Origin of the sequence: Shewanella zhangzhouensis (genome assembly GCF_019457615.1) — a bacterium.
GTDB classification, from domain to species: domain Bacteria; phylum Pseudomonadota; class Gammaproteobacteria; order Enterobacterales; family Shewanellaceae; genus Shewanella; species Shewanella zhangzhouensis.
Genome location: NZ_CP080414.1, coordinates 2,573,988 through 2,587,361, shown reverse-complemented (window position 1 = coordinate 2,587,361; position 13,374 = coordinate 2,573,988). Strand labels below are relative to the sequence as shown.

11 protein-coding genes are annotated in these 13,374 nt (G+C 53.3%); 8 read left to right on the top strand and 3 right to left on the bottom strand.

The features are described from left to right. The first annotated feature begins 122 nt into the window (after window positions 1-122). Window positions 123-1,052 carry a bifunctional methionine sulfoxide reductase B/A protein gene (locus tag K0H63_RS11185; RefSeq protein WP_220064754.1) on the top strand — a complete coding sequence of 310 codons (930 nt, stop codon included), beginning with the start codon at window positions 123-125 and terminating at the stop codon, window positions 1,050-1,052. 92 nt (window positions 1,053-1,144) lie between these two features. On the opposite strand, the gene K0H63_RS11180 is transcribed toward K0H63_RS11185, so the two are convergent. Both K0H63_RS11180 and rne read right to left on the bottom strand, forming a co-directional pair. Beyond that, the gene (locus tag K0H63_RS11180) at window positions 1,145-2,701 is read right to left on the bottom strand and encodes a SulP family inorganic anion transporter (protein WP_220064753.1); all 1,557 of its coding nucleotides are present in this window, start codon (window positions 2,699-2,701) and stop codon (window positions 1,145-1,147) included. 187 nt (window positions 2,702-2,888) lie between these two features. Beyond that, window positions 2,889-6,224 carry a ribonuclease E gene (rne, locus tag K0H63_RS11175; RefSeq protein ID WP_220064752.1) on the bottom strand — a complete coding sequence of 1,112 codons (3,336 nt, stop codon included), beginning with the start codon at window positions 6,222-6,224 and terminating at the stop codon, window positions 2,889-2,891. A 594-nt stretch (window positions 6,225-6,818) separates the two neighbouring features. Here rne and rluC point away from each other — a divergent pair. Together rluC and K0H63_RS11165 are read left to right on the top strand one after the other, a co-directional pair. Then, window positions 6,819-7,781 (top strand): 23S rRNA pseudouridine(955/2504/2580) synthase RluC, encoded by a 963-nt coding sequence (gene rluC, locus K0H63_RS11170; RefSeq protein WP_220064751.1) that lies wholly within the window; start codon window positions 6,819-6,821, stop codon window positions 7,779-7,781. Next, complete coding sequence (locus K0H63_RS11165; protein ID WP_220064750.1) at window positions 7,781-8,428, top strand: HAD-IA family hydrolase; 648 nt, start codon at window positions 7,781-7,783, stop codon at window positions 8,426-8,428. Before rluC ends, K0H63_RS11165 begins: the two co-directional genes overlap by 1 nt. A 205-nt stretch (window positions 8,429-8,633) precedes the next feature. On the opposite strand, the gene K0H63_RS11160 is transcribed toward K0H63_RS11165, so the two are convergent. Continuing rightward, complete coding sequence (locus K0H63_RS11160) at window positions 8,634-9,236, bottom strand: Maf family protein (protein ID WP_220064749.1); 603 nt, start codon at window positions 9,234-9,236, stop codon at window positions 8,634-8,636. Window positions 9,237-9,653: 417 nt separating this feature from the next. On the opposite strand from K0H63_RS11160, the gene yceD reads away from it, so the two are divergent. From yceD to fabD, 5 genes are read left to right on the top strand one after another with little or no spacing between them, the layout of a single operon-like run. Continuing rightward, a complete protein-coding gene (gene yceD, locus K0H63_RS11155) occupies window positions 9,654-10,178 on the top strand; it encodes a 23S rRNA accumulation protein YceD (RefSeq protein ID WP_011760098.1) in 525 nt (174 codons plus the stop codon). Between the two features lie 16 nt (window positions 10,179-10,194). After that, window positions 10,195-10,365, top strand: a complete 171-nt coding sequence (rpmF, locus tag K0H63_RS11150; protein ID WP_011760097.1) for a 50S ribosomal protein L32 — start codon at window positions 10,195-10,197, stop codon at window positions 10,363-10,365. Between the two features lie 14 nt (window positions 10,366-10,379). Next, a complete protein-coding gene (gene plsX / locus K0H63_RS11145) occupies window positions 10,380-11,408 on the top strand; it encodes a phosphate acyltransferase PlsX (RefSeq protein WP_220064748.1) in 1,029 nt (342 codons plus the stop codon). Window positions 11,409-11,422: 14 nt separating this feature from the next. Continuing rightward, entirely contained in the window at window positions 11,423-12,382 is a 960-nt protein-coding gene (locus K0H63_RS11140; protein WP_220064747.1) for a beta-ketoacyl-ACP synthase III, read from the top strand. A gap of 57 nt (window positions 12,383-12,439) precedes the next feature. Beyond that, complete coding sequence (fabD, locus tag K0H63_RS11135) at window positions 12,440-13,366, top strand: ACP S-malonyltransferase (protein ID WP_220064746.1); 927 nt, start codon at window positions 12,440-12,442, stop codon at window positions 13,364-13,366. The last annotated feature ends 8 nt before the right edge of the window (window positions 13,367-13,374 follow it).

Genomic DNA, 13,374 nt, shown 5'->3' with positions numbered 1-13,374 from the left:
TAGCAGAGTGCAAACTCTGTGTTTGCTTTGGCGTAAAAAAGTACCGGTGGGATCCCCGGTGTAATATAAGGCTGAAAACCCGGGTCAGCTCAGGATGAGTTTCTTTAGCCGTTGGAGTAGCAATGAGAACGCTGAACGAATTTGAACGTTACGTAATCGAAGATAAGGGGACAGAGCGCCCCTTCAGTGGCGAGTATTATCTGCATAATGCCGAAGGCGTTTACTGTTGCAGGAAATGCGATGCGCCGCTGTATTTGTCAGAACACAAGTTCCATGCCCATTGCGGCTGGCCCGCCTTTGATGATGAAATTCCCGGCGCTGTGGCAAGGCATACAGATGCAGACGGTCGCAGGGTGGAAATAGTCTGTGCATCCTGTGGCGGCCATTTGGGGCATGTGTTTGAGGGCGAGTATCTTACCGAGAAAAACCTGAGACACTGCGTTAACTCGGTGTCCATGGTGTTCAAGAGCCGGGAAGAGATGGAAATGGGACAGGAAACCATGAGTGTGAATCGCCCCGCTGCGAATGCCTATGCCACCTTTGGTGCCGGTTGTTTTTGGTGTGTTGAAGCCATCTTTTTGGCATTGAAAGGCGTTGTCAGCGTCAAACCCGGCTACGCAGGTGGCCGTGCTGCCGATGCCAATTACCAAAGAGTGTGCGACGGTGATACCGGTCATGCGGAAGTCGTCCATATAGAGTATCAGCCTGAAGAAGTGAGTTTTGAGACTCTGCTGGAGGTCTTCTTTCAAAGCCACGATCCCACCACCCTTAACCGTCAGGGTAATGATGTGGGAACCCAGTATCGTTCGGCGATATTTGCCCATAACGAACAGCAGGCCGAGGCGGCAACCAAGGCGATAGATGCATTGACCGAGGAGGGGGCGTTCGACAGCCCCATAGTGACCGAAGTGGTGGCCTTTGATGAGTTCTACCCCGCCGAAGACTATCACCATGACTATTTTGCCCGTAACGGCGAGCAGAGGTACTGTGCCCTGGTGGTAAAACCCAAGGTCGAAAAATTCAAAAAGGCCTTTGCCTCACTGCTGAAATAGCCTCATCGTTGAAATAGACTCATCAATAAAATCGTCGGTCTGAAATAAAAAAGCGGCCCGAGGGCCGCTTTTTTATTGGGTGTAAAACCCTATCAATCCAGCTTGTCGTCGGCCACCCGGTAGTGGGGGTCTTCCATCAGATTCACTTCCACCAGGTCTCCAGCCTTGGCAAGAAGTGCCTTGCAGTCTTCGCTGAGGTGCACCAGATGCAGGGTCTTGCCCAGAGCATTGTAACGCTCGGCCAGGGTGTCTATGGCATCCAGTGCGGAGTGATCGGCAACCCGTGACTGACCAAAGTCCACGATCACGTCTTTGGGATCGTTGGCGGCATCGAAAAGCTCAAGGAAGTGAGACACTGAACCAAAAAACAGCGGGCCGCTAAGTTGATACACCTTACTGCCGTTGGCATTGATAACCGTTCGGGCGCTGATGTGCTTGGCGTGTTCCCAGGCAAATACCAGCGCAGAAACAATCACACCCACAAATACGGCTACCGCCAAATCGGTAAACACGGTCACAGTGGTCACCAGCACAATCACAAACGCATCGTGCTTTGGCACCTTGCGCATCACTTTAAAGCTCGCCCACTCGAAAGTGCCAAGCACTACCATAAACATCACACCGACCAGTGCCGCCAGTGGGATGATTTCAATAAAGGCTGCGCCAAACAGGATAAAGGCCAGCAGCGCCAGCGCAGCGGTGATCCCCGACAGGCGGCCACGACCACCGGAGTTGATGTTAATCATCGACTGACCAATCATGGCACAGCCGCCCATGGCACCGAAAAAGCCGCTGGTGATGTTACCCACGCCCTGACCGACACATTCTTTGTTGCCGCGGCCACGGGTGCCTGTCATTTCATCAAGCACTGTCAGGGTCAGCAGCGACTCAATCAGGCCGACAGCGGCCAGAATAACAGAGTAGGGCAGGATGATTTGCAGGGTTTCCCAGGTAAAGGGTACTTGGGGAATGGCGAAGGTCGGCAGGTTACCTGCGATAGTGGCATTGTCATCGCCACTCATGGTTTTAAGGAAATCGACCACGGTGCGGGTATCGAGCTCAAAAAGAACCACCAGACCTGTCACGGTCAGAATAGCTGCCAGTGAGGATGGAATGGCGGTGGTGATTTTGGGCAGGAAATGAATAATAGCCATGGTGAGCGCCACCAGACCCAGCATCAGGTAAAGACCTTCACCAGAAAGCCAGGTCAGCTCGCCATTGTCGCCGGGCACCTTGAATTGCCCCAGCTGCGCCAGGAAAATCACAATCGCCAAACCATTCACAAAGCCAATCATCACGGGATAGGGCACGATGCGGATAAATTTCCCCAGCTTTAATATCCCTGCGGCAACCTGCAGCAAACCGGCCAGCACCACAGCGGCAAACAGATACTGCACTCCGTGGGTGGCAACCAGCGCCACCATCACCACGGCCATGGCGCCTGTTGCGCCTGAAATCATGCCGGGTCGGCCACCAATCACGGCAGTCACCAGCCCCATAATAAAGGCGGCATAGAGGCCAACCATGGGCTCAACCCCGGCCACAAAGGCAAAGGCAACGGCTTCCGGCACCAGGGCCAGTGCCACGGTCAGGCCAGACAGGAGGTCCGCCTTATGGCTGGCGGTTTTATGGCGAATTAACTCAAACATGAGACCTCTGAAACGAGTTTGTGATGGCGTTAACAAATAAAGCCGCGCAGTCTAGCAAATTTCACTCCGGGTTAGAACCCGAAATTAGCCTGGACTTGGACGATGTATTCGCCTAAATCTGACCGCGTACCCAATTAAAAAGCCGCGCATTCGCGCGGCTTTTTACTCTCAACGTTAGCTTAACTGCTTACGGGCGGGCCATATCTGAGCCGGCACTGTTACTGCTTTGCACCTTGGCACTGCTGGCCTCAGCACTGGCAGCTTCGTACTCACGTCCCTTTGGCGTGGCAACCTGTTCGCGGGCTTCAATGCTTGGCTTGGTCATTTCTGAACTTACCATGCTTCCGAAACGGCTGCCTGCTGGGCGGGCTGGAGCGGCTGCTGCCTTGGTCACTGCAATATCAGCAGCGACTTCTGTGGCAGGTTTTTCAACCGCTTTGGTGCGGGCTGGCATCACTGCGGCTGGCTTGGCCATCGGGGCAGTTGAAGTCACTTTTTCCGCCGCTTTGGGTTCAGCAGCTTTAGCTTCTTCAGCCTTGGTTTCAACAGCATTGCTTTCTACCGTCGCAGCCGGCGCTTGCGCAGAGGCTTCAACTGCCGCGGCTTCAACAACAGGGGCTGCAGCTGTGGCTTCAACAGCGGCAGAAGGAGCATCAACTGGCACTTCAACGGCTGCTGCAGCAGCAGGAGTAACCTCCACCACTGTCTCTGCTGGTGTGTCAACGGCTACGGCTTCGGCAACGGGCGCTTCTGCTTTAGGAGTATCGTTAACGACAACCACATCAGCAGTTTCTTCGGCCTTCTCGAGAACGCTTTCCTGAGTAACGACTTCAGAAGCTGCAGTTTCTACTGCAACAAGGTCCTGAGGTGCAGTAGCAGGAGCGTCGGCAGCAACAACATCGGCCTGTGGCAGGTCCAATTCAGCCTGAGCCAATTCGGGCTGAACCAGTTCACCACCTTCGGCGCCGGTTTGCTGCTCTTGCTCATCACGGCGACGGCGTTGGCCGGCAGCGCGCAAATGACGAGGGCTGCGGCGACTGCGACGCTGACCGTCACGGCCATCACGGCGTGGCTTGTCGTCGCTGTCAGTGTCGTCCTGGGCGTCGTCAGCGGCTTGAGCGTCTGGATCCAGCATGTCGGTTACTGCTGTGTTCACGTCACTCACAGCTTCAGCAACAGGAGTGGCGACCACTTCAGTGGCGGCAACTGCTGCGTTGTTGCTGTCAGCGGTTTCTGTGACGTCCAGTTCGGTTTCAGCGGCTTTTTCTTCCACTTTTGGCTTGCGAGGCTGACGACGGCTGCGGGTTTGCTTATCGTCTGACTTTTCTTTGGCCACAACCTGGGCTTGCTCAACGGCAGTATCCTCAGCGGATTCCTGCGCGTTAACGGCGTCCAGATTTTCCTGGGTAGCACCATCATCCAAACGCACTTTGCGGCGCATGTTACGGCGCTGACGACGCTCACGCACGGCTTCCTGCTTTGGCTCTACCGCGTCATCGGCCGCTTCAACAGTTTCTGGCTTTTCACGCTTGGGCGCACGCTCACGCTTGGGTCTTTCTTCACGTGGCTTATCACTCTTGTCGCGCAGCTGTTTGTCGTCGGCCTGCTCTGGCTTATTACGGCCACGACGGCTGTCAGAGCTGCGACGTTTGTCACCCTCTTCACGACGACTGTCATCACGGCGGCTATCGGCACTGCGACCTTCCTGGCGGCCATCATCACGACGGTTGTCGTTGCGACGGTTACGACCACGGGTGTTCTGCTGACGGCCATTACGGGCAGGGGCTTTCTTCTCTTCGGTTTCGGTGTTGTCACCGCCAAAGAGTGAACCTATGGCAGCAAACAAACGGCTGAAGAAACCGGGCTTGGCTTCGCTGGCTGCTTTTACAGGTTTGGCTTCTACCTTGGGCGTTGCGGCTGGCGGTGACTCCAATGGGGCAGAGAAGCCTTTCAGCACAGGCTCAGGGGCCTGGGCGCGCTCCAGTTTACGAGGCTCATACAGCTTGGCTTCAGGCTTTTCAACGCGCTTGTAGCTGGCTTCTTCGATTTCATCGTCCTGACGATGACGAATCACCTTGTACTCCGGGGTCATCATGTGCGGATCCGGGATCACGTACACTTCAACCTCGTGGCGCTGCTCGATGATACGAATGGCTTTACGCTTTTCGTTGAGCAGGAACGCAGCAACGTCAACAGGTACTATGGCTTCAACCTGAGATGTGTTGTCCTTTATGGCTTCTTCTTCCATCAGACGCAGGATAGACAACGCCAGAGATTCGGTACCGCGGATAGTGCCCTGACCATGACAGCGTGGGCAAATATGTGCGGCTGATTCTTCCAAAGATGGACGCAGACGTTGACGTGACATTTCCATCAGACCAAAGCGGCTGATTCGGCCCAGTTGCACTCGGGCGCGGTCCTGGTGTACGGCATCACGCAGACGGTTTTCCACTTCACGCTGATGGCGCACAGGCGTCATATCGATAAAGTCGATAACAATCAAACCGCCGAGGTCGCGCAGGCGCAGTTGGCGGGCGATTTCGTCGGCCGCTTCCAGGTTGGTGTTTAGTGCAGTTTCTTCGATATCGCCGCCCTTGGTGGCTCGGGCAGAGTTGATATCGATTGAGGTCATGGCTTCGGTGGGGTCTATAACGATAGAACCACCGGATGGCAGACGCACTTCGCGCTGGAATGCAGATTCGATTTGAGACTCAATCTGATAGTGGGTGAACAGCGGCACTTCGGCCTTGTACTGCTTCACACGCTCAACAAAGTCAGGACGAACGGTGGCTATGTGCTGCTTGGCCTGTTCGAAAATCTTTGGATGGTCAATCAGGATTTCGCCCACATCGCGGCGCAGGTAATCGCGAATGGCGCGCACGATAACGTTGCTTTCCTGATGGATCAGCATGGGGCCTGGGCCACTCTCAGAGGCTTCCTTGATGGCATCCCAGTGGCGCAGCAGCACTTTAAGGTCCCATTGCAGCTCGGCGGCATCTTTACCCACACCGGCGGTACGCACGATAAGGCCCATGCCGTTAGGGACTTCCAAATCGGCCATGGCCTCTTTGAGTTCAGTGCGCTCATCGCCCTCGATACGGCGGGAAATACCACCGGCGCGTGGGTTATTGGGCATCAGAACCAGATAAGAGCCTGCCAGGCTGATAAAGGTGGTCAGGGCAGCGCCCTTGTTGCCACGTTCTTCTTTATCAATCTGAACAATCACTTCCTGACCTTCGCTTACCACCTCTTTGATATTGGGGCGGCCCTGGAAGGAGTAACCTTTCGGGAAGTATTCGCGGGCAATTTCCTTGAGTGGCAGGAAGCCGTGACGCTCGGCGCCGTAATCAACGAAGGCGGCTTCGAGAGAGGGTTCTACGCGGGTAATTTTACCTTTGTAAATGTTGGCTTTTTTCTGTTCGTGTCCTGGACTTTCGATATCCAGATCATAGAGTTGTTGCCCATCTACAAGGGCAACGCGCAACTCTTCAGATTGAGTTGCGTTGATTAGCATACGTTTCATGGTGACGTCATTCTTCTTTAAATGGGTCACCGGAGAAAAGTCGGTGCATTCCGGGCCTGATCTCAGATCACTGTGCCTCACGGCAGGTCATCAGGCATGGTTCAGCGCATTGCTGTTAGACGCAATCTCTGCGTGTCGCTTCCGATTTATGGCTTATTTTTCAATAAATACAAAAACAAGGAATTCGTTGTTAAACGTCAACCAACCCCATAAATTCTCTTAAATACTTCCGTGAATGCCTAAACCGACAAAATTTATCCGGTGACTGGGTTCAGTCTACAAATTCGATTCAGGGAGTGTTTTCCACAAGAAACCAAGAAAAGTGGCGGTATATTGGATTTAACCTGTCGTTATTGCCGTAACATCAGCTTTCACTTCGACAAAGGTTTGCAACTCAATGAATTGCGATCCTTCAACCTTCAATTTTACTCTGGCGGAAACACCGAGCGGACGACGGTTTTGTGAACACTTTATCCACGGTTAATCCCCGTCCGCGAATGGAATATAGCAACAATCAAAAATTTCGGCAATGTAAAGCCACATTCGAGTTGAGATTGTTGTACAATGCGCATCGTTTTCACCAGATGTTTTGCCATGAATAAAGAAACAGTTCCAACCCAGGTTCAATTGATCAGCATCGATGAAGATGGTGCCGGTCAGCGCATTGATAATTTCCTGCTCGCCAAGCTCAAGGGTGTACCCAAGAGCATGATCTATCGCATCGTCCGTAAGGGCGAGGTGAGGGTTAACAAGAAGCGAATTAAGCCCGAATACAAGCTTGCAGCCGGTGATGAGGTGCGTGTACCACCTGTGCGTGTAGCCGAAAAAGACTACCGTACAGCGCCTTCTGCCAACCTCAATCGTGTCGCTCAACTTGAAGACCGTATTCTGTTTGAAGACAAACAGATTATTGTGCTGAATAAACCGGCGGGTATTGCCGTTCATGGCGGCAGTGGGGTGGACTATGGTGTGATTGAGTCGCTCAGGAGCCTGAGACCCACCTGCAAGTTTCTGGAACTGGTACATCGTCTCGATCGCGACACCAGCGGTGTGCTGCTGATAGCCAAAAAGCGGATGGCCCTCAGGCACCTGCACGATCAGCTCAGAAATAAGCAGATGCAAAAGGTGTATCAGGCGCTGGTGCGCGGTCAGTGGCAGGAGCATGACAGGGTAGTTAAAGCGCCGCTGCTCAAAATCACCCTCAAATCCGGTGAGCGCATTGTGCGGGTGAACAGCGAAGGCAAACCCAGTGAGACCCGTTTCCGGGTGTTGCGCCGTTTTGACGAAGCAAGCCTGGTGGAAGCAAGCCCTGTAACAGGTCGCACCCATCAAATTCGCGTGCATTGCCAGTACCAGGGACATCCTATTGCCTGTGATGACAAATACAGCGAGCAAAAATTTGATGACGCCATGCGTGCCAAGGGACTGCAGCGTTTATTTTTGCATGCGGCGCAGCTCACCTTTACCCATCCGGAGTCTGAAACCCAGATGACGGTTCAGGCACCGCTGGACGCCGATTTGACGGCCGTACTGGATGCGCTGGAGCAAAAAGACTGATGCAAAGATTCGACCTGATTATCTTTGACTGGGATGGCACCCTGATGGATTCCATCAGCAAGATAGTCGATTGCATGCAGGCACTGGCCCGGGAGCTTTCCATTGCCGAGCCTACCGAAAAGGCTGTTCGGGACGTGATTGGTCTTTCGATGCCTGAAGCCATGCGCGCCCTGTTTCCCGACGAAACCGAGGCAACACGATCTGGGTGGATAAACAGGTATAAGGCCCATTACCAAATTTTTAATGCCACTCCGAGCCCGTTATTTGACGGGGTGCCTGAACTCTTGACGTCATTGCAGGGGGCATCCCGCAAACTTGCCATTGCCACAGGCAAGGGTAGGGAAGGGTTAAACCGTATTCTGGATGAGACCCGTCTTGGGGCATTTTTCCACGCTTCCCGCTGCGCCGATGAAACCCAGAGCAAACCCCACCCACAAATGCTGCACGAATTGTTGGCAGAACTTGATGTCAGTCCCGAACGTGCGGTGATGATTGGTGATTCGGCATTTGATTTACAGATGGCAAATAACGCTGGCGTCGCGGCCATAGGTGTGGATTACGGCACGCACGACAGAGATACACTGCTGAGTGTTTCGCCCCTTGCTGTTGTGTCTCATCCGCTGGAAATATTGCACCACCTGCGCTGATGACAACACCTGCTTAATCGCAGGTGTTGTACATTCTCTGAATTGGCAAACACAGCATTTATTGTGCACTCGATGCCTGCATACATGCGTTCACTTTGTCACTTAATACCCTGATATATGCCCTCGTCGCCGACTGATTGTGCCTATTAGGTTCAGTCAGGCAATTGCGGCGCTGTTGTGTCTAGCGCCTGATATCGTCTCAAACTCATTGCCCAGGGGTAGCGTCCGTGAGTACACAGAGCCCGGATTGTTTGAGTAAGTCCACCAAGGCAATCAGGGGCAAGCCAACCAAAGTATTGGGGTCGCGGCCTTCGAGGCGCTCAAACAGGCAAATCCCCAATCCTTCAGATTTGAAGCTGCCAGCACACCACAGGGGTTGCTCTTTTCTTACGTATTGCACTATTTCGTCATCGCTGAGGTCACGAAAGTGCACGGTAAAAGGCTCTACCAGCGACAGGGTAGTGTCCGTTTCAACATCGTGCAGGGCGAGCGCAGTATAAAAGACAATGCTTTTGCCGCGCTGCGCTTTGAGCTGGCTAATGGCATTTTCTTCGCTCAGCGGTTTGCCAACAATCTTGTCGTCAACAACTGCAACCTGATCAGAACCGATAATGAGTGCATTGGTCGGCACGTCCCATGCCAGGGCTTTGGCCTTGGCAATGGCAAGCCGCTCGGTTAGCGCGATGGCGGATTCCCCGGGCAGCGGCGTTTCATCGGTGTGTGGCGCCAGGGCCTGAAATGGCAAGCCCAGCTTTTCCAGCAGCGCTGCCCGAAAAGGTGAGGTAGAGGCGAGGATTAAGGGTCGCATTGGATATTGGCCTTTTAGGTCTGAAAGGTTAACCGGGGATTTTAAACCGAATTCAATTGACCTGAAGTTTACCCTCAATGTTAACCGCAATTACCATTCTGGGGCTTAAGGGTCAAAACTCGGGTTGATGAACTATGCTTCGGTGAGTATTGGCGAACCTGTTGAAATTGGATTTTATCGACAGTGACATTGTCCTTGGCCCACCGCCGATTGGCAAGTCAGGAGGTATTTTTGATAGGGGGCTACAATCGCTTTTATTTTAGGCGACCGGCGCTTGTGTGCCCGAGGGTGCTTGGGTAGAATTTTGCCTCGGTCAATTTCATTGCCGGAGCAGGAGCGAACCCCAGATCCCACGCAGGGCATTTGGGCTAAAATTCCTTTGACTCCGGCGTGTTGAAGCTATAATATGCGCGCCTTATGCAAACAGTAAAGATACCGGTTTCTATCGATCCGATCCGCGCCGCGTCAAATCGCCTGAGTTATCAGGGGATTGTGCCTGGCAAGGTGTTAAAACGATTGAGAGAATTGACAGCCGGCGACTGTTCCGATGTGACAGTGTCGTTGGAATGTGGTGTTGATTTACAGGGGATAGTCTACCTGAAAGGGACGGCTGTGACGGAGCTCACTCTGTTATGTCAACGTTGCATGGCACTTTATACCACTGAGGTTACGGTCGACTTTTGCTTCAGTCCTTGCAGGACAGAGGCGGAAATCGATGAGCTCCCGGATGCGTATGACCCTATTGAGTGCGATGAAATTGGCGAGATACGTCTGCAGCAACTGGTCGAAGACGAGTTGATTTTGGCAATGCCTTTGATCCCGGCGCATCAAAATATTGATTGCAACCTGGGTTCCCAGGACATAGTCGTAGGCGAGATTGAAGCCGCTCAAGAGGAGCGTCCAAATCCGTTTGCAGTGTTAGAAAAACTGAAGAGCAAGTAATCCAGGAGACAGACAAATGGCTGTACAACAGAACAAAAAATCTCGTTCAAAGCGCGGTATGCGCCGTTCACATGACGCTCTGAGCACTGCTCAGCTGTCAGTAGACGCTACCAGCGGTGAACTGCATCTGCGTCACAATGTGACCGCTGATGGTTACTACCGTGGTAAGAAGGTTATCAACAAGTAATTGTTGGCCTTCCTATGACGAATCTGACGCTTGCGTTAGATGCGATGGGGGGCGATCACGGCCCCCAAGTCACGGTGCCTGCGGCTTTGCAGGCACTTCGACTACACCCAAAGCTCTCCCTCCTGCTCGTCGGTGACGAGACTCAAATATCCCCGTATCTCTGTGCCGCAGAGATAGACGTTCGCGATAGAATCACCATCGTGCATACCACTGAAGTGGTGCGTATGGACGATAAGCCTGCAACTGCGCTCAGACAAGCTAAAAACAGTTCCATGCGACTGGCCATTGAACAGGTCCGTGATGGCAAGGCTGACGGCTGTGTCAGTGCCGGTAACACTGGCGCGCTGATGGCTATGGCCAAGGTACTGCTTAAGATGTTGCCCGGTGTCGATAGGCCTGCGTTGGTCAGTTGTTTGCCGGCTATCAATGGTAAACCTGTTTATCTGTTGGATCTCGGGGCCAACATTCAGTGCGACTACGATACCTTGTTCCAATTTGCGGTGATGGGCTCAGTGCTCAGTGAAGCGGTTGATAAGATCGCCCGTCCCAAGGTCGCGCTGCTGAATGTGGGCATTGAAGAATGCAAGGGCAATGGCGATGTGCAGCAGGCTGCACAATTACTGCTCCATACTCCCCAGCTCAACTACGCCGGCTTTATTGAAGGCGATGAAATCTACAGTGGAAAAGTGGATGTCATCGTTTGTGACGGCTTTGTGGGCAACATCACACTCAAAACCTCAGAAGGCATTGCCAGACTGCTGGTTCATCAATTAAAACAAGGCCTGGCCAAAGGCTTTATGGTTCGAATACTTGCGCGACTGCTCGCGCCCCGCATTCAGAAAGTACTCAACCAGATGAACCCCGACCACTATAACGGAGCAAGTCTGTTAGGATTGCGCGCAGTAGTAGTGAAAAGCCACGGTAATGCAGACGAACACGCCTATATACAAGCAATTAGTCTTGCCTACACCGAGGCAAAACGTCGACTGCCAGAGATGATTAAAGATCGTCTCGAGTCGATTCTTTTAGATATCAATAGCTGATTTCTCCTTAAACTATGCATACAAAAATTCTTGGAACTGGCAGTTACCTGCCGGCTCAGGTGCGTAGCAATCTCGATCTGGAAAAAATGGTGGATACCAGTGACCAGTGGATTGTTGAACGCACAGGTATTTCGGAACGCCGCATCGCTGCCATGGACGAGACTGTTTCTACCATGGGTTACCAGGCCGCATTGAAAGCCCTCGAGATGGCGGGTATTCAAGCTCAAGAGCTGGACATGATCATTTGTGGCACCACCAGTGCCGCTAATGCATTTCCCGCTGCCGCCTGTGAAATTCAGGCACTCTTGGGTGTGCACACCATTCCAGCGTTTGATGTCGCAGCTGCCTGCTCTGGCTTCGTTTATGCCCTGTCGGTGGCCGATCAGTTTGTTAAAACCGGCGCTGCCAAAAAGGTGCTGGTGATCGGTGCCGATGTGCTCTCTCGTCTGTGTGAACCTGAAGACCGCACGACCATTATTCTCTTTGGTGATGGCGCCGGTGCTGCCGTTGTGGGTGCCAGCGAAGAGCCTGGGATCATCAATACCCATATCTATGCCGATGGCCGTCAGGGCGATCTGCTCAAATGTGCTTTCCCGCCACGCCTGGGTGAGTCTTCAGAAGCCGTGGGCTTTATGCAGATGAAGGGCAACGATGTGTTCAAAGTTGCCGTGACTCAGCTGTCTCATGTCGTGGAAGAAACCCTGCGCCTCAATAACGTGGACAAGTCAGACATTGACTGGTTGGTACCTCACCAGGCGAATTTCCGCATCATCAACGCCACTGCCAAGAAGCTCGACATGAGTCTGGATAAAGTCGTGCTGACGCTGGCTAAACACGGTAACACCTCTGCTGCTTCTGTGCCGATTGCACTGGATGAAGCTGTGCGCGATGGCCGTATTCAGCGCGGACAATTGCTGCTTTTGGAAGCCTTTGGTGCCGGTTTTGCCTGGGGTAGTGCGCTGGTGCGCTTCTAATTTCCCCGGGAATTCTGCTAGGCTTTTTACGCTTTTACTCAAAAAGGTTTAATAACAATGGATAAATTTGCCTTTGTATTTCCAGGGCAGGGCTCGCAGGCCGTTGGCATGCTGGCCGAACTTGCTGCCGATTTTCCTGTGGTAACCGAAACATTTGCCGAGGCGAGTGCCGCCCTTGGTTACGATCTGTGGGCGCTTGTGCAGGATGGCCCCGCCGAGCAGCTCAATCAAACTCAAAAAACTCAGCCTGCGCTGCTGACCGCCAGTGTCGCCATTTGGCGTGCCTATCAGGCAAGCGGCAAGCCACAGCCTGCTGTGCTCGCAGGCCACAGCCTGGGCGAATACTCGGCGTTGGTGTGCGCCGGTGTTATTCCATTTACCGATGCAGTGAAGTTGGTTGAGCTGCGTGGCCAACTGATGCAGGCCGCCGTGCCGGAAGGCACTGGCGCCATGTACGCCATTATTGGATTGGATAACGACGCCATCGCCAATGCCTGTGAAGAATCCGCCCAAGGCGAAGTGGTGAGCCCGGTTAACTTCAATAGCCCTGGCCAGGTGGTGATTGCCGGTAATAAAGATGCTGTTGAGCGCGCCGCCGCAGCCTGTAAGGCTGCCGGTGCCAAAATGGCCGTGGCACTGCCAGTGAGCGTGCCTTCCCACTGCAGCCTGATGAAAGGTGCTGCCGATAAACTCGCCGAGGCGCTTGCAGCTATCGATTTCAGTGCCCCTGCCATTCCGGTTATCAATAATGTGGATGTTGAGGCGCCAACCGACGTTGCCGCTATTCGCGATGCACTGGTGCGTCAGCTGTATTGCCCGGTTCGTTGGACCGAGACAGTAGAAGCCATGGCTGCCGATGGTATTACTCATCTGGTGGAGTGTGGCCCGGGCAAGGTGCTGACTGGTCTTGCCAAACGCATCAATAAATCTGTTTCAGCACAAGCGGTTAATGACGTAGCAAGCTTTGCTGCGCTGACCGAATAAAGGAGTTT